The 24193-nt window shown below is 61.2% G+C and carries 27 protein-coding genes and 1 riboswitch; of the genes, 10 read left to right on the top strand and 17 right to left on the bottom strand.

Annotation, left to right across the window (positions count from 1 at the left end):
* Positions 1-188: hypothetical protein (locus NKH99_RS28085; protein WP_353016911.1), on the bottom strand; the 188-nt coding region annotated here is incomplete at its 3' end.
* 22 nt (positions 189-210) lie between these two features.
* Here NKH99_RS28085 and NKH99_RS28090 point away from each other — a divergent pair.
* The gene (locus NKH99_RS28090) at positions 211-759 is read left to right on the top strand and encodes a hypothetical protein (RefSeq protein WP_352685780.1); all 549 of its coding nucleotides are present in this window, start codon (positions 211-213) and stop codon (positions 757-759) included.
* A 160-nt stretch (positions 760-919) separates the two neighbouring features.
* On the opposite strand, the gene NKH99_RS28095 is transcribed toward NKH99_RS28090, so the two are convergent.
* Together NKH99_RS28095 and NKH99_RS28100 are read right to left on the bottom strand one after the other, a co-directional pair.
* The gene (locus tag NKH99_RS28095; protein WP_353016913.1) at positions 920-1903 is read right to left on the bottom strand and encodes an aldo/keto reductase; all 984 of its coding nucleotides are present in this window, start codon (positions 1901-1903) and stop codon (positions 920-922) included.
* Positions 1904-1913: 10 nt separating this feature from the next.
* On the bottom strand, positions 1914-2069 hold the full coding sequence (locus NKH99_RS28100; protein ID WP_353016915.1) for a YjiS-like domain-containing protein: 156 nt from the start codon (positions 2067-2069) through the stop codon (positions 1914-1916).
* 235 nt (positions 2070-2304) lie between these two features.
* Here NKH99_RS28100 and NKH99_RS28105 point away from each other — a divergent pair, with 235 nt between their 5' ends.
* On the top strand, positions 2305-3174 hold the full coding sequence (locus NKH99_RS28105) for a LysR family transcriptional regulator (RefSeq protein WP_353016918.1): 870 nt from the start codon (positions 2305-2307) through the stop codon (positions 3172-3174).
* Between the two features lie 160 nt (positions 3175-3334).
* On the opposite strand, the gene NKH99_RS28110 is transcribed toward NKH99_RS28105, so the two are convergent.
* The 7 genes from NKH99_RS28110 to NKH99_RS28140 form a co-directional block, all read right to left on the bottom strand.
* Positions 3335-4144, bottom strand: coding sequence for an MBL fold metallo-hydrolase (locus NKH99_RS28110; protein WP_353016920.1), 810 nt, complete (start codon positions 4142-4144; stop codon positions 3335-3337).
* A gap of 185 nt (positions 4145-4329) precedes the next feature.
* A complete protein-coding gene (locus NKH99_RS28115) occupies positions 4330-4521 on the bottom strand; it encodes a YdeI/OmpD-associated family protein (protein ID WP_031212580.1) in 192 nt (63 codons plus the stop codon).
* A gap of 70 nt (positions 4522-4591) precedes the next feature.
* Positions 4592-5386, bottom strand: a complete 795-nt coding sequence (locus tag NKH99_RS28120; protein ID WP_352474471.1) for a helix-turn-helix domain-containing protein — start codon at positions 5384-5386, stop codon at positions 4592-4594.
* A gap of 75 nt (positions 5387-5461) precedes the next feature.
* Positions 5462-5806 (bottom strand): hypothetical protein, encoded by a 345-nt coding sequence (locus tag NKH99_RS28125; protein WP_352542645.1) that lies wholly within the window; start codon positions 5804-5806, stop codon positions 5462-5464.
* 146 nt (positions 5807-5952) lie between these two features.
* Positions 5953-6723 carry a type 1 glutamine amidotransferase domain-containing protein gene (locus tag NKH99_RS28130; protein ID WP_352769320.1) on the bottom strand — a complete coding sequence of 257 codons (771 nt, stop codon included), beginning with the start codon at positions 6721-6723 and terminating at the stop codon, positions 5953-5955.
* Complete coding sequence (locus NKH99_RS28135) at positions 6720-8219, bottom strand: aldehyde dehydrogenase family protein (RefSeq protein ID WP_352474467.1); 1500 nt, start codon at positions 8217-8219, stop codon at positions 6720-6722. The genes NKH99_RS28130 and NKH99_RS28135 overlap by 4 nt, the downstream gene beginning before the upstream one ends.
* Entirely contained in the window at positions 8216-8857 is a 642-nt protein-coding gene (locus NKH99_RS28140; protein WP_352474465.1) for an NADPH-dependent F420 reductase, read from the bottom strand. Before NKH99_RS28140 ends, NKH99_RS28135 begins: the two co-directional genes overlap by 4 nt.
* Positions 8858-9242: 385 nt before the next feature.
* A riboswitch (guanidine-I (ykkC/yxkD leader) is annotated at positions 9243-9358 on the top strand.
* Between the two features lie 102 nt (positions 9359-9460).
* Between NKH99_RS28140 and NKH99_RS28145 the strand changes: the two genes are divergently transcribed.
* From NKH99_RS28145 to NKH99_RS28175, 7 genes are all read left to right on the top strand, one after another.
* On the top strand, positions 9461-10525 hold the full coding sequence (locus NKH99_RS28145) for a putative urea ABC transporter substrate-binding protein (RefSeq protein WP_353016923.1): 1065 nt from the start codon (positions 9461-9463) through the stop codon (positions 10523-10525).
* Positions 10526-10563: 38 nt separating this feature from the next.
* A complete protein-coding gene (locus tag NKH99_RS28150; protein ID WP_353016995.1) occupies positions 10564-11442 on the top strand; it encodes an ABC transporter permease in 879 nt (292 codons plus the stop codon).
* Positions 11439-12248: an ATP-binding cassette domain-containing protein gene (locus NKH99_RS28155; RefSeq protein WP_353016925.1), complete on the top strand. Its 810-nt coding sequence runs from the start codon at positions 11439-11441 to the stop codon at positions 12246-12248. The genes NKH99_RS28150 and NKH99_RS28155 overlap by 4 nt, the downstream gene beginning before the upstream one ends.
* A 10-nt stretch (positions 12249-12258) precedes the next feature.
* Complete coding sequence (locus NKH99_RS28160) at positions 12259-13467, top strand: agmatinase family protein (RefSeq protein WP_352474462.1); 1209 nt, start codon at positions 12259-12261, stop codon at positions 13465-13467.
* 2 nt (positions 13468-13469) lie between these two features.
* Positions 13470-14009 (top strand): hypothetical protein, encoded by a 540-nt coding sequence (locus tag NKH99_RS28165; protein WP_352474461.1) that lies wholly within the window; start codon positions 13470-13472, stop codon positions 14007-14009.
* A gap of 47 nt (positions 14010-14056) precedes the next feature.
* Entirely contained in the window at positions 14057-14650 is a 594-nt protein-coding gene (locus tag NKH99_RS28170) for a HupE/UreJ family protein (protein WP_353016928.1), read from the top strand.
* 224 nt (positions 14651-14874) lie between these two features.
* Entirely contained in the window at positions 14875-15105 is a 231-nt protein-coding gene (locus NKH99_RS28175; protein ID WP_352474481.1) for a thiamine pyrophosphate-dependent enzyme, read from the top strand.
* Positions 15106-15932: 827 nt separating this feature from the next.
* Here the strand turns inward: NKH99_RS28175 and NKH99_RS28180 are convergent.
* The 7 genes from NKH99_RS28180 to NKH99_RS28210 form a co-directional block, all read right to left on the bottom strand.
* Positions 15933-18134, bottom strand: a complete 2202-nt coding sequence (locus NKH99_RS28180) for a xanthine dehydrogenase family protein molybdopterin-binding subunit (protein WP_353016930.1) — start codon at positions 18132-18134, stop codon at positions 15933-15935.
* Positions 18135-18137: 3 nt separating this feature from the next.
* Complete coding sequence (locus NKH99_RS28185) at positions 18138-18596, bottom strand: (2Fe-2S)-binding protein (protein WP_352467057.1); 459 nt, start codon at positions 18594-18596, stop codon at positions 18138-18140.
* 237 nt (positions 18597-18833) lie between these two features.
* Positions 18834-19223 carry a DUF4917 family protein gene (locus NKH99_RS28190; protein ID WP_353016933.1) on the bottom strand — a complete coding sequence of 130 codons (390 nt, stop codon included), beginning with the start codon at positions 19221-19223 and terminating at the stop codon, positions 18834-18836.
* Positions 19224-19807: 584 nt separating this feature from the next.
* Complete coding sequence (locus tag NKH99_RS28195; protein ID WP_353016935.1) at positions 19808-21223, bottom strand: mannose-1-phosphate guanylyltransferase/mannose-6-phosphate isomerase; 1416 nt, start codon at positions 21221-21223, stop codon at positions 19808-19810.
* Positions 21224-21278: 55 nt separating this feature from the next.
* Positions 21279-21482: a hypothetical protein gene (locus NKH99_RS28200; protein ID WP_353016938.1), complete on the bottom strand. Its 204-nt coding sequence runs from the start codon at positions 21480-21482 to the stop codon at positions 21279-21281.
* Between the two features lie 109 nt (positions 21483-21591).
* Positions 21592-22581, bottom strand: a complete 990-nt coding sequence (locus NKH99_RS28205) for a nodulation protein NodZ (RefSeq protein ID WP_353016940.1) — start codon at positions 22579-22581, stop codon at positions 21592-21594.
* A gap of 313 nt (positions 22582-22894) precedes the next feature.
* On the bottom strand, positions 22895-23128 hold the full coding sequence (locus NKH99_RS28210) for a hypothetical protein (protein WP_353016943.1): 234 nt from the start codon (positions 23126-23128) through the stop codon (positions 22895-22897).
* A gap of 234 nt (positions 23129-23362) precedes the next feature.
* On the opposite strand from NKH99_RS28210, the gene NKH99_RS28215 reads away from it, so the two are divergent.
* Complete coding sequence (locus tag NKH99_RS28215; protein ID WP_352479097.1) at positions 23363-23767, top strand: hypothetical protein; 405 nt, start codon at positions 23363-23365, stop codon at positions 23765-23767.
* The last annotated feature ends 426 nt before the right edge of the window (positions 23768-24193 follow it).

The following is a 24193-nucleotide window of genomic DNA, read 5'->3' on the forward strand; positions in this document are numbered from 1 at the left end:
GATAGCACCAGCGATGGCAGCTCGACCGCGACGGCGCCTTCGCACCTCATCGCAAGCGATGGCAGTTCGACTGCGACCGCCGCCGCCAGCGCCACCACGAGCGATGGCAGCTCGACTGCGACCGCCCCTTCCACCGGCGATAGCACCAGCGATGGCAGCTCGACCGCGACGGCGCCTTCGCACCCCATCGCAAGCGATGGCAGTTCGACTGTGACCGCCGCTTCCCCCTCCGACCGCGGCGGTTTTCACGCTCTGACCGATCTGTTCGGCAGCAACGACACCAGCCATGATACTGCCGGCGACAAGGGAGGCAGCAGCGTTGACCGGGTGCTGGCCGCGTTGAGCCCCGCGCTTTCGTCCGGCTCGGAGCTTGCCGCGACCAGCAGCCCATCCGAGAAAACGGCAACCAGCCTGACCGGCCACGGGTTCGCCCAACTGCTCCAGGGCAACGAAAATGCCGGCGCCGGTGTCCACAAGAGCGCCGTCGCCGACCTGACATCCGGTCACGGCAACGATGCCTTCGACTTCAGCAAGCTTCAGGACAAAGTCCAGCTCGACCACTCCGCGCTTGCCGACCTCAAGTCGGGAGGGCTTTCATTGCATACGTCCCCTGCTGTTACGGCCACGGATGATGGTTCCCACCACATCATCTTTGACAGCTCAACCGGGTCGCTCTCTCTCGACAGCGACGCGGTCGGCGGCGCAGCTCAAGCGCAGCTCGCTACCCATCTCCCGTTGCAGCATCACTCCTTGATCTGAAAACCGGAGCGGCGGACCTTCAACTCGAGCGTGTCCGCCGCTCCGTCCGTGTTCAATTGCGCCACGGAAGCTTGACTAAGAAAAATGCGATATCGGCAGACATCAGAGAGATCGAAGTTGGTCGCATTATCGCCAATGCGAATTCCGGATTCACCACACCCTACGCAGTCTCGGCAATATTCAGCACTGCGTCGATCTCGGCCATCACCGTTTCCGGCAGCGGCCCTTTTTCCAGCGCACCGAGATTGTCCTCGACCTGCTCGGGCCGCGTGAAGCCGGGAACCGGCAAGGCGATTGCCGACTTGGCGAGTATCCAGCCGAGCGCGCCTTGCGCAAGCGTGCGTCCGCCCGAGGTGAGCAGGTCGCGGATTGCCGAGAGCCTTGACAGATAGTCCGGGTTGGCGGCGCCATCCCTGAAAAACACCATCCATTCGGCATTCCCGCCGCGCACATCGTTGGTGGGCAGCCGCATGGCCGGCGTGTATTTGCCGGTGAGCAGCCCCATTGCCAGCGGCAGCCGGCTGAACGAGACGAGGTTCTCGCGCGCCGCAACGGCCATCAGCTCGTTCGCCGGGGTAAACACATTGAAGTCGTTCTCTACGGCGACGAACCCCTCGCGCGGCGCGTAGACGGCAAGCCGTTCGCGGTGATCGGTGCTCCAGCCGAAGCCGCCGATCTTGCCCTCCTGGCGCAACAGGCCGAGCGTATCGAACACCTCGCCGGCGCGCTCGATCGGATACTCGTTGATATGTAGCAGCACGACGTCGATACAATCCCGCTGCAGGCGCTGCCGCGAATTGTCGATCGATGTCCGGATTGCCGCGGCAGAGGCATCCTCGGGTGCGATCTTGCGCGTTTCGGGATCGCCGAAATAACCGACCTTGGTGACGATGACGGCTTCGTCCTTACCCCTCAACGCCCGCCCGAGGATCAGTTCGGCATTGCCGGCGCCATAGGCGGCAGCCGTGTCGAACACCCGCGCGCCGATCTCATAAGCCATCGCCAGCGCGGCTTGCGACCTGATATCGTCGACCTCGCCATAGATTGTCGCCGTCTCACGCCAACGCGCGGGGCCACCCGCCGCCCAGGTGCCGATTCCGATGCGCGGTACCGAGCGGCCATCCCAAAGCATCATCATCTGCATGCCCGGCTCCTCAACGACGCAAGCTGGCGTGGCGGGCACGCTCGCGGATCTCTTCGCGAGAAATGCCGGTATCCGCCAGTGTGCTGTCCCGGGCCTGCCTCAAACTCGCAAGCGTCTGGCGATAGGCAATCCAGCGGGCGAAACGGTATCGAAGTTCATCCAACATGATCGTCTCCTTTGGTATGCAGAATGCCTGCGCGCCTGGGTTGGTCGGAAGCGCAAAACCTCTGCGCCAATCGCATGCGCGATCGAAAGGGTTCAGTTCGCTTCTTGGCCAGCCGAGGCGCTTGTCCCTGTCCCGCCAGGCAGGATTGTCCAACGCCTCCAATGCCTGCATACTTGCGCACGATGCCCGCTTTGCGCTACAGCCACGGTCGCAAGGAGTTTTTCATTTCTGCAAAATGGATATCGGCTGGGACGATCTGAGGTTGTTTCTCGACGTTGCGCGGCTGGGTGGCTTGAGCGCAGCGACGGGAACCACGCGCCTCAGCGCAGCCACCCTTGGACGACGCGTCACCGCGCTCGAAAAGCAGATCGGCGAACCTCTATTCGTGCGCCAGCAGACCGGCTACCGGCTGACCCCGGTCGGCGAGGAACTGCTGCGGCGCGCCGAAGACGTCGAGGCGGCAATGCAGTCGCTGACCCGCTGGCGCGAGGGAAACCTGCCCGACCGCATTGTCCGCGTCTCGGCCCGGCCATGGACCTCGGCCTTCGTTTCCGCCCATATCGGCGAGATCTGGACGGTCGATGACGGCATAAGGGTAGAGCTTGTCACCACTACCGACCGGGTCGACATCGGCCGCCGTGCCGCCGACATCGGCATCCGCAGCGAGCGCCCGACCGAGCAGTGGCTGGCCGGCCGTCAGAGCGGCAAGGTCGCCCACGCCATTTATTCCGGACGTCACCTGATCAATGGCATCGCCGCCGGATTGTTCGTCGGCGTCACCGGCGAAGGCGCAAACATTGCCTCGGCGCGCTGGCTGCAAGCCCATCACGGCGACCGCATCGCCGTACGCGGCAACAACACCCATTCGGTGCGCGAACTGGTGGCCGCCGGCGCCGGCCTTTCGGTCTTTCCGTGCTTCGTCGGTGACGGCGATCCGCGGCTGGTTCGCGTTGCTCAGCCTATCCCCGAACTTGAAACCGACCAATGGATCGTCACCCATCACGAGGAACGTCACTCCCCGCCGGTACGGAAAGTCGCCGACCGGATTGCCGCCTTGATGCGGGCGCACCAGCCGCTGTTTCGCGGCGAGACGCCGATCCGGTAAGCCTCAGGCAGATCGGCCGCCAGTGGATCAAGAATCAGATATTTTGGTGGGCCGGACGATGGTACCGCCGCCGTTGAGGACGCCGGAGTGCGGCGCGCTGCTCGTCGAGATCCTTGCCCTGGGCGAAGAGAGCGGTATAAACCGACCAGCACGGGGCCGCCTATCCGGTCACTCGTCCTCCTGCCGGCTCATAGCCGTATGCTTCGCCCTTACGCACCACGCGACCGATGCCCGGCCAGCCAAGGTGCGCGCCGGCGATCCACGTCCCCGCCTCGGCCGCGTCACTGAAAACCTTTAGGCGGGTTGCGCGCGCGGTCAGCTGATCGTCGTCATAGCCCCAACTGAACGCGGGATTGCCGAACTGCAAGGCCGGCACATGAACGATGTCCCCGAAGAATAGGAAACGGTCCTCGTCCGTGTCGAACGTGTAGCCGGTATGACCGGCAGCATGACCGGGCAAGGCGACCGCCCTCAATCGCTCACCCACCTGGTCGCCATTCTGGACAGGCTTCAGCAGGGGCCGGAACTGCGCAAGGTGCGCGTAAGCGAAAAAGCTCTGCACAGCCGCTTCGGGAATTACGATCGCCTTCAAGTTTGGAAAGAGCACTCGGCCGTCGGGGGTCAAAAGTCCGTGCACATGATCCTGATGGGCGTGGGTGAGCGCCAAGACCGTGATCGAAGCCGGGTCGATCTTGGCTTCCGCCATGGCCTGCTCAAGACGCCCCACTGTCGGGGCCCAGCCCCCTCCTCCGCTGTCGATCAGAACGCCGTCAACGCCTGGACCTACCAGCGCGAAGCAATTGACAGACAGGCGAAGCGCCCCTGCCAACGCAGCTTGCGGCACCGGATTATCCTGCGGGTCCCGCAGAAGGTCCGCCGGCATCTCGATGTAACCGTCCGAGAGCGACCAGACGCGCCACCTTCCCGACGTGCTGCCGAGCACGTTATTAGTTTGCGATGTCACGATCATATGGCCACCTGCCGCAAACGAAAATGGAGGATAGGTTCGACTGTCACTATTTGGCTCTCTGCATCCTCTGCGCAAAAACGTGGGGAAATCGATGAAGATCAATGCGGAAAGCACCCGATCTCGATAGGCCACGGATCGGAAGATGATCGTTGACGGATCTGCTAGCTTCGCGGCGATGCCAACTCTTATTGCATTCCCATGTAGATTCCTCCCTTCGTAAGCTCGTCAATCATCTGATTTATGCGCTTTCGGCGTGTTTCCGGGTGACGGGCGCGCTCGATCCAATGCAAGTAATCATTGCGCTGATAGGGAGGCCGTTGCTCGAAAGCAGTCATCAGATTTGCGGCCTCGAGCTCTGCACGCAAACTGTCGGGCATCTTAGCCAACGGACGTTTCAGCAACTCACATCTCCGCCATTCGAATCCTGATGCTGGAATAGATCACAAGTCAGCCGTCGCGCCTGCGAGACCGCAGCCGGCCTGGCGACAGCCCTTTCAATCGGGTCACGACGCGATTCATATGGGCCTGGTGAGTGAAACCCGCGTGCTGAGCAATCTCGGCCAGCGGCAGATCGCTATTTTCCAAAAGCTCGACCGCGCGATCAACGCGGCGGCGTAAAATGAATTGATGTACCGGCAATTGCGTCGCCTCGCGAAAGGCGGCGGTGAAGGCGCGTCGTGGTATTCCCGCGATTCCGGCAAGATGGTCGATCGACACCCCCTTTTCCAGATCGCCATCAATCGCAGCGAGGACCCGGTCGAACCGCTGCGAGGTTAGGACTGGAGACTTCTGCTGCCGCTGGCGTGCATGCCCGAGACGAAGCAGGTTCGCGAAAACCAGGCCCAGCGTCCATTCGCGGACGATCGGGTTGGCGGGCGGGTCGCCTTCGAGGCGTCGACACAACTCGGCCACCAGCGAATCGCGTATCGGTCGATCGGTCAGGATTACCAGGTCCTCGGGGGTCCCGCCTGCGGATACCAGGAGCCTTGACGCCAGCGCGGAGTCAACGGTGATCATCGTCAGCTCTCGCGGCTCCTCGATCTTGAACCGCGTGGCACGCTCGGGAAGACTGAGCAGCAGGTCGCCGGGGCGGGTGAAGACGCGCCGCAGCCCGCGGCCAAGATCGATCTCTGCATAGGATGAACCGCTGCGAATCACACGCAGCTGAACGACTCCGGCCGGCGCATGGCGATAGTCGCCGGCAGGAAAGAACAACCTCTTTGCACTTGCCGCGATCACCATCGTTGTACCGGGCGTCCGGACGCAAGTTCCTCCAGGACTTCGATGATCGATCGCCGCATCCTCGATCCTTGATGCCTACACTTTTGCCCGTTTGTCGGGTCCACCAGGCGCATCATTTGCCAGGGCAGTCAGTTCACCAATCCGGGGCACAAAGATATTGTGCAGTGTCTGGGTCATAATGGTCATTTCACGCTGAACTTGCAGTTCCTGTGCGGCGGGAAACAATGTGTCCTGCAAGAAGAGCTCCAGGCCTGCCTTGTCGTCCCATATCTCGATGATGCGATAACCATCGTCTGTGGCATGCGCGATGTGCTGGTAGATGCCGCCAGCGGGCCGTTTCTCCACGCCGATCCGATCGAGGATGCGGCTATAATCTTCGGCCGTCAGGCCGGCAATATCAAGTGTCGTCACTACGGCCATGGTTCATCCTCGCTGCTGATAGTGGTTGTTTGAGGTGGAGTTCTTGGACGGACCCCGGATCCTATTGGGCCGATGTCGTTTGGCATCGCCCGCCCTGACGGCGAGTTTGTCTCCCGAACTTCACCGACAGGAGCGGTCTTTGGTCCTCAGCCACCGAGCGCCTCGATGACAAGACGGGCGGTCGCCGCTCCGGAGAAGTTCTGCTGGCCGGTGATCAAATTGCCGTCGCGCACGGCAAAATCGCGCCACAGCCCGGCCTGAATATAGTTCGCGCCGAGCGCACGCATCTCATCCTCGATCCGCCATGGCATCAGATGCGTACCGTGCGGCAGCGCGCCCATCTCCCAGACGGCATTGTCGGCGAAGTCCTCCTCGACATTGGCGAACCCCGTAACAGTGCGCCCTTTGGCCAGCAGCTCGCCGGTTGAGAGGCGCGCGTAACGCAGCAGCGCGACGCCATGACACAAGGCAGCCGCGACCTTGCCGGCCGCGAAAAAGGCGACGAACAGCCGCTGCAACTCAGTCGCACCTTGGAAGGTGAACATCGGCGCTTGGCCGCCAGCGACGACGATCGCGTCGAACGCGTCGACCGACAGCTCTGCGATGGGCCGGGTCGTCTCCACCAGCGCCGCCAGTTTCGGCGTCGACAGGAAACCGAGCGAGATCAGATCCGTATCCGAATAGCCGGACGGATCGCGCGGGTCGCTCAACGCATCCGCCTCGCATTTGCCGCCCTCAGGCGAGAAGATCGCGACTTCGTATCCGCGGTCGGTGAAGGCGAGCCAGGGATGGGTCAACTCGCTCCACCAAAACCCGACAGGCCAGCCGGTGGTGATCGATACAGCCGGGTTGGAAAGGACCATCGCGATGCGTTTGGGATGCCGCGGGTCGAGTGGGTTGGAATCGCGCACGCTCATCGGGCCATCTCGACCGGTTCGCCAAGATTCGCCCAAATCGTCTTGTATTGGGTGTAGCTTTCCCACGCCTCGCGGCCCTGCTCGCGGCCATAGCCGCTCATCTTGAAACCTCCGAACGGCGCATTAGGATGGTACTTGTGCCAGCAGTTCAGCCAGACCGAGCCTGCCTTGATCCGGTCGGCGAGCCGCAAGGCGCGGCCGAGATCGCTGGTCTGGATGCCCGAGGCGAGCCCGTAGTTCGTATCGTTGGCGATCCGGATCGCGTCCTCCTCGCTGTCGAATGGAATCACCGGCAGGACAGGGCCGAAAATCTCTTCGCGCGATATCCTTAGGTCGTTGGTCGCATCGGCGAAGATGGTCGGCTCGATGAAGAGGCCCTTGCCGTTGACCTGGCGGGTGCCGCCGCCCGCGGCCAGTCGCGCGGTGCGCTTGCCCTCTTCGACATAGCTCAAGACCTTGTCATACTCGCCCCGCGATGCGATCGGCCCGATCATCGTCGCAGGGTCCAGCGGATCGCCGAGCGTCGCCGACTTCGCCATGGCGCTCAGCTTCTCGACGACCTCGTCATAACAGGCGCGTTCGACCAGCAGGCGCGATCCGGCGACGCAGACTTCGCCCTTGTTCCAGAAGATGCCCCAGAAGGCTGCCTGTATCGCGGCATCGATATCGGCATCGGCGAAAACGATATTGGGACTCTTGCCGCCGAGCTCCATGGTCAGGTGTTTCATCGTCCCGGCACCGTTGCGCATGATGCCCTGGCCGACGGCGGTCGACCCGGTAAAGGCGATCTTGTCGACGCGGACATCGTTGACCAGCGCGTCGCCTATGGTGCCGCCCGGGCCGGTGACGAGATTGTAGACGCCCGGCGGCACGCCCGCGTCGAGGATGACTTGCGCCAAGGCGAGGGCCGTCAGGGGCGTGTCGGTCGCAGGCTTGTGAACGACCGTGTTACCCGCCGCGAGTGCCGGCGCGATCTTCGAACAGGACAGCGCGAGGGGAAAATTGAACGGGGTGATCGCAGCGACCACGCCGAGCGGCTCGCGCCGCGTCAGGATCCTGATATTTGGTTCGTAGCTTGTACGATAGGCGCCGTCCATCGCGCTCATGGCGAGCCCGCCATGAAAGCGGAACAGTCCTGAGCAGTGCGGCATGATGATATCGCGGAAATCGCGATAGGGCATACCCATATCCATCGCCTCGCGCACCGCGAAATCCTCGGCCCGCTCGTCCATCAGATCGGCGATGCGAAACAGGATCTTGGCGCGCTCCTCATGATGCATCCGCGCCCAGGGTCCTTGCTCGAAAGCCCGCTGCGCGGCCGCGACGGCATCGCTCGTGTCGGTGACGTCCGCCTTCGCAATATCGGTGATAGCCGCCTCCGTGGTCGGATCAAAAGTCGTCGAAGTCTCGCCACTGACGGCATCGCGCCATTGGCCATCGATCAGCAGACGTCCTACTGGAATCGCGTTGCGCCGCGCGGGTAGATAATCAGTCATGAACCGGTTCCGTCCTGTCGAATGAGATTGAAGGAAATTGTCGGCCCCATCCCCCGCCGATAGGCGAGTTGGACCAATAGCAGCATCATCGGCTCGATCAGGCGCGAGGCCGTGAGATCGCCGACATCGACCGGCATTGTCGGTAGATCGGCGAGAAGCCGGCAAACCGCCGCCTTGGCATTAGCGTCATTGCCGGCGACATAGCTCGTCACCGGATCGCCGTTGAGACGCGGATCATCCCTGTCAAGCAATTCGGCAAACGTCGGAATGCACTTGACGACAAGCGCGCCCGGCGCGTGCCTCTGAACCTCCTCGCCTACAGAAGTCGCAGTGCCTAGCAGCATCGTGGAAAGGTCAGGCGCGACTGCATTGGTATTGTCCCAGACGACCTTGCCCGACAAATCGCCAAGCGCGTCCATCGCCAACTCGAGAGCCGGCCATGGCGTCGCCAGGGCAATTACGTCGGCCCATCTCGCTACTTCGTCAGGGGCACCGAAGCCAACACGGAGGGTTGCCGCGATTGCGCGCAACTTGCCTTCGTCACGACTGAAGCTGAGGCGAATTTCGTGCCCGGCGAGGCCAAGACGTTTCGCCAAGGCCTTCCCGAGCGAGCCTGGTCCGATGATCGCAACTTTCACAACTGCCTCCCGACACGCGATCGGGCTTCCCTAGCATCATTGCAGTTGCGCTTATTTCACGAATTGCCCTTGCACGATCGGGCGCACTTGTCACATGGGTCGGCGCCAATTGGCATTCGGATCGGCGTTCACGCCCTCCCCTGAATGTGTCCCTACTGTGGGGACATATGTGCGGGGCGACTATAGAGCAGGGTACCATTTTCTCAGCGCAGTTCCCCAGGGCACAAGGCTGCTCATATTGGTTGACGCTAGATTTTCTTTGCCTAATCCGTCGGCGTTGCGATGACTTTTGTGGCATCAGCATAACGCGATTGCCTGCAAATCCGGGGAAAGGCCGCCTCAGGACGGCTTTCCGGACTGGCACGCCCCTTGCTTCGTTGTTCACGTGCAGAGCGTCTAGGGTTCCGGCCGTGTCGATCACGGTGCTGGTCCAAGAGACGCGACCGCTTGAGATGCATTGAGGCATCCGGCGGAACACGGCGGGCCAAAATCCCGGGAGAACCCTGCACGGGTTTGCTGGCGCGAACCTCTCCCGGATGCGCGCTCCGTGAACCCCCCAAACAGACGTTCGGACGCAATCCGGATCGCAAACAGGGGTATGCAATGCTTCGCAAACTGGCCGCAATCATCCTAGCCGCTTCACTCAGCTTTCCCTCCATATCGGCCGCGGAAGCGGCGCCCAAGAAAGACTTCAAGATTTGCTGGTCGATCTATGTCGGCTGGATGCCGTGGGGCTATCTTTCCGACAGCGGCATCATGAAGAAGTGGGCCGACAAATACGGCATCAATGTCGAGATCACCCGCATCAACGACTATGTCGAGAGCATCAACCAGTACACGGCCGGCGGCTTTGACGGCTGTTCGATGACCAACATGGATGCGCTTTCGATCCCGGCCGGCGGAGGTGTCGACACGACGGCCCTGATCGTCGGCGATTTCTCCAACGGCAACGACGCGGTCATCCTAAAGAACAAGGCCGCGCTCAAGGATATCGCCGGCCAGAAGGTCAATCTCGTCGAGCTTTCCGTCTCACATTACCTACTTGCGCGCGCACTGGAGACGGTGGGGTTGGCCGAAAAGGACATTACGGTGGTGAACACCTCCGATGCCGACATGGTCGCTGCCTACGGCACCAGCGATGTCACTTCCGTCGTCACCTGGAATCCGCTGGTCTCGGAAATCGCCGCCATGCCGGGCGCCCACAAGGTATTCGATTCGACTGAGATTCCCGGCGAGATCATCGACATGATGGTCGTCAACACCGCGACGCTGAAGGACAATCCGGCCTTGGGCAAGGCGCTTGTCGGTGCATGGTATGAAGCCATGGCGCTGATGACGTCGGGCACGCCCGAAGGCAAGGCGGCCAAAGAAGAGATGGCCAAGGCGTCGGGGACGGATCTTGCCGGTTTCGACGCTCAGCTTGCATCAACGGCGATGTTCTTCGAGCCGGCCAAGGCGGTCGCATTCACCAACGGCGCCGAACTGCCGAAGACCATGGATCTGGTGCGCAACTTCCTGTTCAGCCACGGCATTCTTGGTACCAACGCGCCGAGCGTCGACCTGATCGGCATGAGCTTCCCCGATGGCTCGACGCTGGGCGATGTCAACAACGTCAAGCTGCGCTTCGATCCGGCCTTTATGGCAGAGGCGGCGGGCGGAACGCTCTGACGCGGGAGCGCGACATGCTAGCCAGAGGTACCGGCATCATGCAGGCCGCGGCAGGCCCCGAAGTCGCCCGCCTGCAACCTAGCAGGCCGAAAGCGCGGCTTCGCCTCATCAACGCGACGGTCTCGCGCGGCGGAGCGTTGCTGCTTGGGACGCTGCCGTTTGCCGCCGTGGCGATTGCCTATCTCTTCGCTTCGGCGCAAAGGCTGGCGGTCAATCCCAGCGACAAGCTGCTGCCCTCCCCTGCACAGATGTGGTCGGCCTTTTCAGACCTGGCGACAGTGCCGGACAAGCGCTCCGGCGACCTGATCCTGTGGGCCGACACCTATGCCAGCCTGATCAGGCTGTTCGCCGGAGTCGGCATGGCCACGCTGGTGGCGCTCAGCCTCGGCGTCGCCATAGGTTTCATCCCGCGCGTCAGGGCCTTTCTGCTGCCCTTGGTCACAGTTGTCTGCGTCATCCCGCCACTGGCGCTGCTGCCGATCCTGTTCATTGCGCTCGGCCTCGGCGAAACGGCCAAGATCACCTTGATCGCTCTCGGCGTCGCACCGGTCATGGTGCGCGACATCGCCAACCGGGTGATGGAATTGCCGCCGGAGCTCGTCGCCAAGGCACAGACGCTCGGCGGCAACAGCTGGACCATGGTGCTCAGGCTGGTGCTGCCACAGGTCATGCCGCGCCTCATCACTTGTGTACGGCTGGCGCTTGGGCCGGCCTGGCTGTTCCTGATCGCGGCAGAAGCCATCGCCTCCACCGAGGGGCTCGGCTACCGCATCTTCCTCGTTCGTCGCTACCTATCGATGGACGTCATCCTGCCTTACGTCGCCTGGATCACGCTGCTTGCGGTGATGACCGACTGGCTGCTCGTGCGGCTCTCTCACGTCATCTCGCCCTGGGCTCATCCGGTGCGGCGCAGATGAGCCGGATCCTCGTCCATAGACTGGAGAAGAGCTATGGCGACGCCCGCGTGCTGGAACGGGTCAACGTCTCCGCCGAAGCGGGTGAATTCCTGTCGCTGGTTGGCGCCAGCGGTTGTGGAAAATCGACGTTCCTGCGCATCCTGCTTGGCCAGGAACAGCAAAGTGGCGGCGTGGTCGTCGTCGGCGATCAGCCGATCGTGCGGGAGCCGACGCCGCAGCGCGGCATCGTCTTCCAGCGCTATTCCGTGTTTCCGCATCTGACCGCGTTGCAGAACTTGCTGCTGGTCGAGGACTTCCGTTCGGGCGGACCGTTCGGCCGCGTCTTCGGCGCCAGGCGCACAAGCGCCAGGCAAGAAGCCGAAACCATGCTGGAACGGGTCGGGCTTGGCCATGCGCGCGATCTCTATCCGGCCATGCTTTCTGGCGGCATGCAGCAGCGGCTGGCGATCGCGCAGACCTTGCTCGGCCGGCCGCAGATCCTGCTTCTCGACGAGCCGTTCGGCGCACTCGATCCCGGTATTCGCATCGAGATGCATGAGCTGCTCACCGAGCTCTGGACCGAGCACGGCATGACCGTGGTCATGGTCACCCACGATATCGGCGAGGCATTCAAGCTCGGCACCCGCGTGCTGGTCTTCGACAAGGTGCGCCACGACCCCCGGTTCCCGTCCGCCTATGGCGCGACGATCACCTACGATCTGAAGCTCGACCGCAAGCACCGGGCTTCCGCACGAGACGTGGCCGAAGTGGCCGCGATGGTCGGGACGACCCGACTGGATAGCGCAATCGCGACGACGGCGTCGTGAAGGAGGTTTCATGCACAGAGATAGTCCAGAACGCCGGCATCGTCGCGCCGGGCTCACCGACCACCAGCCACGCCAACGCTTCCACCATCCGAACTTCGAGATCCGCGACATGCAGGGCTGGAAGTCTATCGAGGCGGAAGGAAAGCTGCCCGAGGACGGCTGGCGCAAGGAACAGAAATGGGCACTCGACATGGGCCTGCCCGGATCGGATTCGATCATCGACAAGTCGATCCCGACATTCGCGCGAGGCGAGTTGCCGCACTTCGCCGGCATCAACACCTTCCTCAAGGCGCCCTATGTCGAGAACGTCCGCGATGTCGGCAGATATGACGCTGCCGTCATGGGCATTCCTTTCGACAGCGGCACCACTTACCGGCCCGGAACCCGCTTCGGGCCGCAAGGCATGCGCCGCATCTCGGCGCTTTACACGCCTTACAATTACGAGCTCGGTGTCGACCTGCGCGAGCAGATGACGCTTTGCGACGCCGGCGACGTCTTCACCATCCCCGCCAATCTCGAAAAGAGCTTCGACCAGATCACCAAGGGCGTCAGCCATGTCGCCTCGTCCGGCGCGCTGCCGATCATGCTCGGCGGCGACCATTCGATCGGGTTTCCGTGCGTGCGCGGTATCGCCGACGTGACCTCCAAGCGAATCGGCATCATCCATTTCGACCGCCACATCGACATCCAGGAAAAGGATCTCGACGAACGTATGCACACGACGCCCTGGTATTGGGCGACCAACCTGCCGAACGTCTCGGCCACCAATCTGGTGCAGCTCGGTATCGGCGGCTGGCAGGTGCCCCGTTACGGCGTGGCCGAGGCGAGAAAGCGCGGAACCAACGTGCTGACGATCTCCGATATCGAACAGATGGGGCTGGAGAAGGCGGCCGAGATCGCGCTCGAGCTCGCATGGAAGGACACCGACGCCGTATACATCTCCTTCGATGTCGACAGCATCGATTGCGGTTTCGTGCCGGGTACGGGCTGGCCGGAGCCCGGTGGCTTCCTGCCGCGCGAGGCACTGAAGCTGCTCGGGCTAGTGTCGGCGCCCGGCATCTGCGGACTGGAAGTGGTCGAGGTGTCGCCGCCCTACGACACGTCAGACATCACGGCGCTGTTTGGCGTGCGGGTTGTCGTCGAGGCGCTCGGCTCGATGGTCGCGCACGGCAATCTCGGCAAACACAGATCCATCATCGACAAGCCGACGAGCTTTTGACCATGCACGATGATCATCACCACCACAGCCATGATCATGGCGACGGTCACCATCACGGGCCGAACGGTCATCATCACCATCCCCACCCCGTCGGCCACAACGGGCCGGCCGGCAAGCCGTTGCAATGGCAGACACCGCATCTACCGCACGACCATGCGCCCGAACCCGCCGACGCGCGGGCGACCGATCTCGATCTCGTCGAGATCGCGTTTCTCGAAGGGTTTTCGCGGGCGCCCGACCCGTCCAGTTTCCTGCGCCTCGCCGGGATTCCGTTCGTCGGCGAGACCGCCGACGGCGTGCGGCTGCATCTTCTGCGCGTCGAGACGCAGGACATGGTCGATGTCGGCGCCGTCATGCCGCTGATTGGTGGCGCCGGCGTCACCTATCACCCGCTGCCCGCGAAACTGACGTCGCGCCGGCGCCGCCTGGCCTTCGTCTACCATAACGGCAAGGCACAAACGCCCCTTGACTTCGGCGAGGCGCGACTTCTGGCCGACAGGTCCGGCGCCGCACAATTCACCATGCCAGGGGCCGGACAATGAGCACCGGCCTTGAACCGATCGCACCCCTATCAAACAGGTCCAGAACCATGAACAGAACGCTTTCATCCTTCGGTAGACTCGCCCTGGCAGCCGCCACAACCCTCATCCCCTCATTGGCCTTCGCCCATAGCGGCGGTTTTCATGCCCACGGGTTTGTAGACGGCCTTCAGCACCCGCTGACCGGTATGGACCACCTGCTTGCCATGATGGCTGTAGGCATCATTGCCGCTCGCGCCGGCGGCAAGGGGATCATCATCGTGCCGTCGTGCTTTGTCTCGGCGATGCTCGCTGGCGCCCTGCTCGGTATCGCCGGCATCGGCCTGCCCTCACTGGAAACCGGCATAACGCTGTCGCTGGTGGTCTTCGGCGCGATGATGGCGCTTGCCAAGCCGCTTCCGCTCGCTGTGGCCGCCTCGCTGACTGCTCTCTTCGCCCTCTTCCACGGCAATGCCCATGCCCTCGAAATTCCCGAGACGGCCAGCGGCATCGCTTATGCGGTCGGCTTCGTGGTCGCTACTTCGGCTCTTCACGCGACCGGCGCGTTAGCCGCCCTGACACTTCGGCGCTGGCCGCGAGCCATCCGCACGGCAGGCGTCGGCACGTCGTTGGTCGGCGTGGCGCTGGCGGCACAGATCATCTGAACCGCAGCCCATTCATCTGCGATGAACAGGAGGCGAAGGCGTGATCAACCGGCTAACCGTTGGGCAGCGCATCCGAAACGTGCTGTACCAGATCCTGAAGACCCGGTCTGAGCGACTCTGATCTCATCCGGAGATTGAGGCTAGCAGCTTGCCGTACGCCGCGCGCGCGTACGGAGCCGTCCGCCGTGGGTTGCGATTAACTTCCTAGCTGCAGCCGGACGGTCTTGCCTGACGTAGCCGGCCTGTTCCCAGCTACGCCAAATGATCGCCGTCGTGAACTCCGCGCCGGCGAGCGTGACTTGGTCGTCACCGCTGCTGGCGGCCTCCCGGGCGAGGTCATGAAGAACTGGCGTGTCAAAGCGCCGAACACATTCGATCGCGAATTCGGCTTCTCACGCATGGGCTACGAGATCGCCTGGGGTGCGGCGATGGCCGATGTAGCATCCAGACAGTAATTCGAGGTCGATTGCGTAGGGGACTATGCGCGGCTTTCTATTCCGAACACCGTGCCGGCGTCGTTCAAGCACTTGATAAACGATCCTGACACTCCACCGGCGGTTGGCAACACATCTGCGGCCTCCAGAGGCCCACCATAAGTCAATAAAATCAAACGCTATGGACGGCGGTTCGCCAGCCTTGACTTGGCTAGCCAAGTGCAACAATGCCTCTAAATCATTGAAATATAACGATAATGGTGGGCCCGGAGGGTATTCAGAAAGCCATAAAAATCAATTGGTAAGAGATCAGTGGGACTTTAGAGCATTCAAATCTTTTCCAATGTTTTTCAATGTTGTTGTCCCACTCAGAAGTGCCTCAGTCCACCAAGCCGACGCACTGAACGCCTCACTCGGAAGGGAGGTTTGCGCAAGGCGAAAGGAAGATCGCGTCGGTGTGCAGCCTTCCTGAGAAGGGTCGCGGTAGCGCCAACTGCTGACGCTCAGCGCGAAGACATCAATGTCCTGTTATGGGGCCGTCAGAGGACCGGCCGCTTCTCGCGCCCAGAAAGCGATAGCAGACATGCAACTAGGTGGTACAAAGTCTCTAGCGTGACCCTTTCGAGACATTTGCGTGCGGCGTTTGCGTCTCGAAAGCGGTTCTTTAGTGCTACCAGCACCAACGACCGTCTGCGGTCGTTCAGAACACGGGTTACCGTCTCTAAACCGGATATTGGACCGGGCAGCCGCCGGAAATTGCGAATGGAGGTGATCGCCTGTCAGGAGGCGTTCAAAAACAACCTACGACCGCGATCTTCATCCGGCCGTTTTCATGGTGTCATTCCCGGCTATGCTGACAAGTTCTTTATGATCGGCAGCTTGCGGATCGTCTTGCCCGTCGCCGCCCGTAGCGCGTTGGCGACGGCCGGGCCGATCGGCGGCACACCCGGCTCGCCAACGCCCGTGGGCGGCTCGTCGGACGGCACAATGTGCACCTCGACGCGCGGCATCTGCTCGATCCTGAGCGGCATATAGGTGTCGTAGTTCTCTTGGTCTACGACACCGCCCGTCAGGGTCAGCTCCTCCTGGAGGATCGCGCCTAGCCCGAAGCCGATACCGCCCTCCATCTGAGCGCGGATCTGGTCAGGATTTATCGCGGTGCCGCAATCTACCGCGCAGACGACGCGGTCGACTTTGAAATCATTTCCATCGTTGAAGGTGATCTCCACCACCTCGGCGACATAGGTCGAGAGGCTTTCATGCAGGGCCACGCCGCGGAAATGGCCTTCCGGCAGAGGCTTGTCCCAGCCTGCCTTCTCAGCAGCCAATTTCAGCACGCCGGCATGCCGTGAATGGTGACCGAGCATCGACAAGCGGAAGTCGACCGGATCACGGTTCGCAGCGGCGGCGAGCTCATCAATCAGGGTTTCCATTGCGTAAGCGGTGTGGGTGGAGCCTACCGAACGCCACCACAGCACTGGGATGTTTACGTCCGTGGTGGTCAGCTCGACCTTCAGGTTCGGGATCGCATAGGGCAGGTTGGTGGCGCCCTCCACGGAGGTCGGATCGATGCCGTTCTCGATCATCGCCGCAAAGGGCGAACCGCCCGCGATCGATTGGCCCACGATGTGGTCATGGAGAGCGACGACATTGCCTTCCTTGTCGAGCCCCGCCTTGACTGCGTGCACATAGGCCGGCCGGTACCGCCCACCCCGCATGTCGTTCTCGCGGGTCCACTGCACCTTCACTGGCTTGCCGGGTCCCAGTGCACGCGCTGTGGAAACAGCTTCGATAATGAGATCTGCGTCCGAGACCGCTCGGCGGCCGAAGCTGCCGCCGGTCTTCATCACGTGCAGCCTCACCTTGTCCGGCGTGGTGCCGCCTACTTGAGCGGCAGCCGCCTGATAAAGGTCGGGCATCTGGTGTCCGCCCCAGACGTCGATGGTGCCGTCTTCGTTGATTCGGGCGGCCGCGTTGAGTGGCTCGATCGAAGCATGGACAAGATAGGGGAATTCGTAGTGCCCTTGGATGACTTTCTCAGCACTGGCCAACGCTGCGGGAGTGTTACCGTCGTCGCGCGCGGTGGCCGCGCCCGGATCGTCTGCTGCCTTAGTGTATTCGGCCATGATCTCGGCCGTGCCGCGCCTTTCGGCCTTCTCTTCGTTCCAGGTCACCTCCACGAGATCGCGGCCCTTGAGCGCCGTCCACATGTCCCTGCCGACCACGGCAATGCCGCGCGGCGTCTGGACGACATCGACAATGCCGTCGAGTGCCTTGGCCTTGGAGGCGTCGAAGCTCTCGATCTCAGCGCCGAACTTCGGCGGATGGATCATAACGGCCGTATTGAGTCCATCCATCTTGAGGTCGATCGTGTAGGTCTGCGCGCCATTGGTCTTGCCGGCGGAATCGTAGCGCTTGAGGCTGTCCGATCCGATCTGGGCCCACTTGTCGCGCGGCTTTAGCGGCACGTCGTCGGGAACCGGCATTCCCGCTGCGGCTTCAGCCAGGTCACCGAAGCGCGCCTGCATCCCTGAGGCGTGCGACACGACCCCGGAAGCCACTGTGATCTCGCCGGCTGGCACGTCCCACTGCTGCGCCGCGGCCGCCACCAGCATGGCCCGTGCGGCAGCACCCGCCTTGCGGTAGCGCTCCCACGACGAGCTCATCGACGTGGAGCCACCGGTTCCCTGCGCGGCCCCGCCCCAGGCGAGATTGCCGAAGAGCGCCGTATTGCCATATCCGCCGACCACGTGGACCTGCGCCCAGGCGCCGTCGAGCTCTTCCATAACCAGGGTGGCGATGCCGAAATAGGAGGCTTGTCCCATCTCGAACTGCGACGAGTGGATGACGATTCGGTTCTCCGGTGTGATCTCGACATAGGTTTGGAAGGGGTTCGCCTGGACCGCTGCAGGCGTCGTTTGTGCGTTGGCGGGCGCGGCCATCATTAGCCGGTAGCCCACGGCGAGGCCCGCGGTGGTGACGGCCGTGCCGAGGAGGAACTGGCGGCGCGTGGGCCCCACGGCATTATGCTTCGGGAGAAACTGCAACATGCCTCAAGTCTCCAGCCGGTTGGCGGTCTCGTGGATGGCCGCGCGGATGCGATGATAGGTGGCGCAGCGGCAGAGATTGCCGCTCATCGCCGAATCAATATCATCGTCCGTCGGCTTCGGCGTCTCTGTCAGGAGGGCCACGGCCGACATGATCTGGCCAGACTGGCAATAGCCGCATTGAGGTACGTCGAACTCGGCCCACACGGCCTGGACCGTTTCGCCGATCTTGCCCGACACGCCCTCAATGGTGGTGATCGAGGCTCCTTCGATGTCGCCGACTGCGGTCTGGCACGAGCGCGTCGGCATGCCGTTAACGTGAACCGTGCAAGCGCCGCACTGGGCAAGGCCGCAACCGAATTTCGTTCCTGTGAGTCCGATGCCGTCACGGATCGCCCAGAGCAGCGGCATCTCTGGATCGACGTCGAGTGTTCGCGCCTCGCCATTGAGGGTAAAAGCGACCATGGCTTGCTCTCCTTGTCCTGAGCTGGCTATCTCGTTGCGCCTCCGCCCGGCTAGGAACCGGACTCTTCTTGCTGAGGCATAGCGACCACAGACTAGGATCGCGCAGCTCGAGCAACAAGCCGCTAGCTGGCAATCGCGAGATCGTGAAGTGGCTCGTGTCGAAAGGCTGGAGGCAACTGAATGTCATTTTTGGGCCGACCGGCCGGTCAGTTTCCGGCTCGATGACCTGGTTGGCAGTCATTCCGCTTCTAAGCCTAAACCCCAGACATGAACTGTAGCAGCATCATAAAAGACGACATCAAGCGGCAATTTTTTGTTGCGCTGCACCGCTAGCTCGTTCGCGTGGTTCATGATCCGCTGGTTATCCGTGGATGCTGGTTCACCATAGATGCCAACACAGAGCTTGCGAAACTTGCCACGCGCTATGCGGTTAAGGATGTGGTCGTCATTCGTAGCGAGCGAATGGCCGAAAATGAAGAAGCAATGGCTGGCGGTCTTCACATTCGCGGTGAACTGCTTGAAGCCTTGTACAGGTAGGCATTGTGACGGATCTTCGCCTTCTTCTGGGCGCTGGTGGGCTGATGAAGGGCGGCTTAGGGTCATGATTTCCGGTTCATCGCGCTGCAATGACCGATGAGTCACAGACGCTGCATTTCGCGCTAGACCGCAGCTGCGGTATTCTCGATCATACGCTCACCCATCCTATTCGCACCTCGTTGCCGCCGTTCGCCGCACCTATCGATCGGAGGCTTCCAGCCTCGCGATAGCCGCGCTATGCGGCTGCACACAACCTGACGACGAACAGGAGCAAGATTGGACATACAAGCCAGCACAAGATCGCCCTCCCCCTGTCCTTGCTCGTTTTCATGCGAAAATAATCAACTGAGTGCTGCGGGGATAGCGAGGCCGATTTGGCCCACTTCAGAGCGAAGTCGGCCATAAGCCATTGATATTAAACATTTTGGTGGGCGCGGAAGGTGCTTGGAAAGTCAGAAATATCAAAGGCTTATTCGACAGTGGGACTGTGTTGCGTTACTACGCTCTCCGGTCTTTTCCGTTTGATTTGTCCCACCCTGATGCCGATTGCGGTCATTCGCCGCTGCCTTGGTCAATTCCCGATTCCACAAGGATCCGGTCCTGAGTGGGCAGACGGCCTTCCTAGTGGCAATTAGCCAGCGACACGTTGACCTTTCTCGTCATGCGGGTGAAATCTACGTTCGACCATATACGTCGTCGAAGCGAACGATATCATCCTCGCCGAGATAATCGCCGCTCTGCACTTCAATGATCACCAGGTCAATTCTGCCTGGGTTCTCCAGCCGATGCTTATGGCCGCAGGGGATGTAGGCTGATTGGTTTGTCGCCAGGAACAACTCCTGCTCGCCATTGACGATTTTCGCGGAGCCGCTGACCACGACCCAGTGCTCCGAACGATGATAGTGCATCTGCAGGCTCAGCCGCCGACCGGGCTTCACCTCGATGCGTTTGATCTTGAAGCGCTCGCCTTCCTCAAGAACCGTGTAGGTACCCCACGGCCGGTGTACCGTGCTATGGACCAGGTGAGCTTCATGTCCTGAAGCCTTGAGGCCCTCGAACAGCTTCTTGACGTCCTGAACGCGGTCGCGGGATGCGACAAGCAAAGCGTCCGGGGAATCGACGATCACCAGATCGCTGACACCGACCGTGCCGATGACGCGCTTGTCGGAGCTCACATAGCTGCCGGTCGTGTCGACCATATGCACATCGCCGCGTATCCTGTTCCCGCTTTCGTCGGGGGCGATCAAATCGGCCATTGCGTTCCAGGATCCGATGTCGTTCCAATCCATGTCGCAGGCAACCACGGCAAGTTTGTTCGTCTTCTCCATGACAGCGTGGTCGAGCGAGATTCGCGGGGCGGAGCCGAAATGCTCAGGCGCGAGTTCGATTTTGGCAAAGCCTTCGCCTTGACTGAAGCGGCCGTTCTGGTAGCTGTCGGAGACGGCCTGGATCACCGCGGGGCAATGCGATGCCATCTCGTCGAGCATGGTTTGTGCGCTAAAGCAGAAAATGCCGGCGTTCCAGAAGAAGCGCTTGGACGCGACATAGGCTTTGGCTGTGTCCAGATCCGGTTTTTCAACGAAACGGACGACTTTCTCACCATCCGCTTCGATATAGCCGAATGCCGTGTCCGGTCTGGTTGGGGTGATGCCCAATGTGGCGATCCGCCCGAGCTTCGCATGTTCGATGGCCCGGCACATGACGTCTAAAAATGCAGGCAGGTTGCCAACCATGTGATCGGCTGGGAAGACGCATAGAATCGCGTCAGGGCCTTGCGTTGCCTTGGCATGGATGGCGGCTGCCGCAACGGCTGCGGCCGTATCCCGGCCTTCAGGCTCGAGCAAAAAGGTGCGTGGCAGGACCACGGAATCTAGTTCGTCGAACTCGTCCTTGGTAAGGAAGAGGTGTTCCCCAGATGTCACGGCGACGAGTTCCACTACGCCCTTTATCGAACCGACGCGCAGCACAGTGTGCTGAATGAGAGAATGTCCATCTGCTACTTTAAGGAAAGGTTTGGGGTGCGATTGCCTCGAAGCGGGCCATAGCCGCGATCCGGCTCCACCGCTGATGATGACGGGAACCACTTTCATTAAACAACCTCGATTTCGTCTCTGGACGTCATTGCCCGCGCCCTTAGCGTCAGCGTCACGACCGCCGTCGCTCTAGGATGGTCTTGCGGCGCTCCGAGTAACAGCGAAGTTCTGGCGCGTTGCCGGACGGCCGCAGATGAATGATCTCGTCATTCTGTATTCGTGCCCTAAGGCCGTTGGTTTCATCGACGTCGGCAACAGTCCCGAATGGAGCCAAGAACTGCTGCAGTGTGTCCGGATCCTCAAGCGTGCGGATCAAGCTGAGCAGCTGCGGACATTGAACGTATGCCATGGCCCGCCTCTCGTGGATTGCGGTCGATGTCTCTATGCCTGTTCGTTCCATTTGCCGAATTGCCCAGGTAGCGGTCTTAATCAAGATGAGAGATTCTTTGGCTGCCTTCTATCAAAATCAAACGACTTGGGTCCTTCAGATCGAACTCAATTACCCGCGGTACGAAAAGGCGTGCATATCGTGTAAAGGCGCTCGTCGGAGGAAACCGAATTACAGTATCGCAGCGCCCGAGAAGATACATCTCAACGAGGGCGGAAATTGCGCCGTCCATCCCAAGTGCTGCAGTGTGTAAGGGGCCGTCTTGATCGGATCGGAAATGCTTGGGGACGGTGAGGAGATCGGGAAACTTGGCCGACAGATGATCCAGGATTTGCGCGCTGTCCGTGCACAAGAACAGCCGCACAGGCTTGGGGTGCGGCAACGCTTTAGCCTTATCAACCGCAGTGCACACTTGTCGAACGGCGAACTCCGGATCGGCCCAGTAGGGCGCATGGTCCATGATGTCTTCACCGTTACCATGTCGAACATGAACCCCGATGATGCTGTGCCCCTCAAAACATTCTTGGTAAATGGCATCTATGCGTGTTTGAATTTCAGACCGAGGCTTGACACTCTGGAAGACCTGCCGCTCGGCATCCTCATCGCAGCGCCACATCAAGCAAGCGTCACACACTACTGTGTTCGCTTCGACATCGTGTTCGGCCTGAAAGAGCTCGCCCAACTCGTCGCGCTCTTGGAAAATCTGCTCATCTGGGCGGTAAAGGCAGTCGATCGCTGGCCTATTCCACCACTCCGGGAAGAATGGACCCGGGAAGGAAAAGTCGTTGATCCGGTCGTCGCAAATAGCCGGTACGCCAGCGATGTCATTGATCGGTTGGAAGAACACCGGAAAGGCATTTGTGAAGGGTTGGTCGAGATAGCAGGACCCGCGCCAGTCGACGGCTAGCGTTCGTCCCGACCGCTGAGCGTAGCGCCAAGCGGCCGCCAGCGACCACAGACAATCACCGAACCCCGTACGCCTCTGAGAGACGACGAACCTGCGCTTTACCAATCCACTGACCTGCATTTTCGGAAATCTCGTTTCAGAGGAGGTTGCATCTGACTTGGGATCTCTTAATCGATACTAGTCGACCGTTACGCCGGGCGATTTGGTAGAGGCTGCGCGTGGGGCAGAAGAGCTCCTCAGCACTGCCTATCCTTATCTCTGTGACGCTCGCAAATCTTGACGCCGGGTACACTCGCTTCCGGTTTAAATTCAGCGTTCTCTAATGCGCCCGGCGACATGTGTAAAATTGATTGCGTGAATGTGGCCCATCCATGTGATGGATACTAAGCCGTTCCTTGACCATGAGCCTCTGCTGACGTGGGGCCGCGCTTTGCTAAGCGAAACAGCCGGTCGAGGCAGTCCACAAAGTCCCTTTTTCAAGTCCAATTCTTAACTGCCTCAACGTAACATCGCATTTGCGGGCGTTTCCTGAAGGACCGATGTGCAGGACCCGCCAGCCGTCGAATGTCAGGCGCAGGCCATCCACGTCATTTATGGCCATCATGGCGTCCGGTCCCATCGAAAGATGCGACACGGCGCTCTCTGACGCTTTCAAGTGCGCCAACATGGCGCAACTCCTGCCGGATAGCTTTCGAGCCGGCTGGACTGAGCGACTGGCACGCGATGGCCGGGAGAGGAATTTTGGCGTCTGCAGCCATGTGGAGGATCGTTCCGACGGTTCTGCGGGTTCTCGGTGTCAGAGCCGACACCTGTGCGAACCCGCTCTCGTCCGTTTTCGACAGGCCCTTGAGGTTCATGACCCTGTTGTTCGCCGAGATCACCCGCCAGTTCAGCGATCCAGGTGAAGATCGGCACGCCTGTCGATGCGGCGATCATCGCCTCGGCCAGCGAAGATGATGAAGAGGGCCATTGGGTCAAGTACAAGCGCCGACCAGCGTTTCATTGCTTCAAAGCCCATTTCGGTGCCTACGCCGATACGGCCCTTGTCGAGGAGATCGCCGTCACGGCGCCCACACCGAGGACGGCAACGCCGTTCCTGATGCTCTGCCCGACAATCCCGGCGAAGTGTTTGCCGACAGCGCCTACCGAGGCAATCATCTCGGCGACGCGGTGCGCGCCAAGGGTGGAAGGCCGCGCATCGTCGCAACCGCTATGTGGGGGCGCGACGAGGCCGAAAGCTCGACGCCTGGAACCAACCGATCCACAGAATTTGTACTCGGATCGAGAAGATCTTCGGCACCTGTAGCCGGATGCGATGGCGAGGGCTGGCAAAGGCGGCCGTTCAAATTCGCCGCACTGCGATCGCCTACAATATGAAACACAGTTTGATGGTCGCCTCGTCCCGCCCATCGTTGAAGCCCAGCCACCGTTTTCGAGCTAGCGCGCCCGAAATTCCTTGGAGGTCAATACGTAATGCCCTACCCGGCTTTTCGCCGCCGTCTCAGATGTGCGGTTCGCCCAAAGCCCCGACTGCCACGAACTTTGTCTTCGCGCGGAGCGAAACCTCGCGCCCACGACTTTGTGCCGCCGATGTGCCGCGCTGCCCTGTCAAACAATCCATTTTATGGATGCACCTCATCCAAACAATCGATTTCACTGATCAAAACAATTTCCATTAGAAGACGCTGAAGCAGGCAAAGATTACTTGGTCAGCGCAAAAGAGGGATGGTGG

This window comes from Mesorhizobium sp. M0854 (assembly GCF_040319815.1).
Lineage (GTDB): Bacteria > Pseudomonadota > Alphaproteobacteria > Rhizobiales > Rhizobiaceae > Mesorhizobium.

Bases quoted from the DNA above. Each gene is read 5' to 3' on its own strand.
- NKH99_RS28205 (WP_353016940.1), bottom strand. From the start codon at position 22,581: ATGCAGGTCAGTGGATTGGTAAAGCGCAGGTTCGTCGTCTCTCAGAGG.
- NKH99_RS28120 (WP_352474471.1), bottom strand. From the start codon at position 5,386: ATGGTGATCGCGGCAAGTGCAAAGAGGTTGTTCTTTCCTGCCGGCGAC.
- NKH99_RS28095 (WP_353016913.1), bottom strand. From the start codon at position 1,903: ATGCAGATGATGATGCTTTGGGATGGCCGCTCGGTACCGCGCATCGGA.
- NKH99_RS28125 (WP_352542645.1), bottom strand. From the start codon at position 5,806: ATGGCCGTAGTGACGACACTTGATATTGCCGGCCTGACGGCCGAAGAT.
- NKH99_RS28145 (WP_353016923.1), top strand. From the start codon at position 9,461: ATGCTTCGCAAACTGGCCGCAATCATCCTAGCCGCTTCACTCAGCTTT.
- NKH99_RS28130 (WP_352769320.1), bottom strand. From the start codon at position 6,723: ATGAGCGTGCGCGATTCCAACCCACTCGACCCGCGGCATCCCAAACGC.
- NKH99_RS28110 (WP_353016920.1), bottom strand. From the start codon at position 4,144: ATGATCGTGACATCGCAAACTAATAACGTGCTCGGCAGCACGTCGGGA.
- NKH99_RS28100 (WP_353016915.1), bottom strand. From the start codon at position 2,069: ATGTTGGATGAACTTCGATACCGTTTCGCCCGCTGGATTGCCTATCGC.
- NKH99_RS28165 (WP_352474461.1), top strand. From the start codon at position 13,470: ATGCACGATGATCATCACCACCACAGCCATGATCATGGCGACGGTCAC.
- NKH99_RS28135 (WP_352474467.1), bottom strand. From the start codon at position 8,219: ATGACTGATTATCTACCCGCGCGGCGCAACGCGATTCCAGTAGGACGT.
- NKH99_RS28195 (WP_353016935.1), bottom strand. From the start codon at position 21,223: ATGAAAGTGGTTCCCGTCATCATCAGCGGTGGAGCCGGATCGCGGCTA.
- NKH99_RS28180 (WP_353016930.1), bottom strand. From the start codon at position 18,134: ATGTTGCAGTTTCTCCCGAAGCATAATGCCGTGGGGCCCACGCGCCGC.
- NKH99_RS28170 (WP_353016928.1), top strand. From the start codon at position 14,057: ATGAACAGAACGCTTTCATCCTTCGGTAGACTCGCCCTGGCAGCCGCC.
- NKH99_RS28185 (WP_352467057.1), bottom strand. From the start codon at position 18,596: ATGGTCGCTTTTACCCTCAATGGCGAGGCGCGAACACTCGACGTCGAT.
- NKH99_RS28105 (WP_353016918.1), top strand. From the start codon at position 2,305: ATGGATATCGGCTGGGACGATCTGAGGTTGTTTCTCGACGTTGCGCGG.
- NKH99_RS28150 (WP_353016995.1), top strand. From the start codon at position 10,564: ATGCAGGCCGCGGCAGGCCCCGAAGTCGCCCGCCTGCAACCTAGCAGG.
- NKH99_RS28115 (WP_031212580.1), bottom strand. From the start codon at position 4,521: ATGCCCGACAGTTTGCGTGCAGAGCTCGAGGCCGCAAATCTGATGACT.
- NKH99_RS28160 (WP_352474462.1), top strand. From the start codon at position 12,259: ATGCACAGAGATAGTCCAGAACGCCGGCATCGTCGCGCCGGGCTCACC.
- NKH99_RS28155 (WP_353016925.1), top strand. From the start codon at position 11,439: ATGAGCCGGATCCTCGTCCATAGACTGGAGAAGAGCTATGGCGACGCC.
- NKH99_RS28210 (WP_353016943.1), bottom strand. From the start codon at position 23,128: ATGTTGGCGCACTTGAAAGCGTCAGAGAGCGCCGTGTCGCATCTTTCG.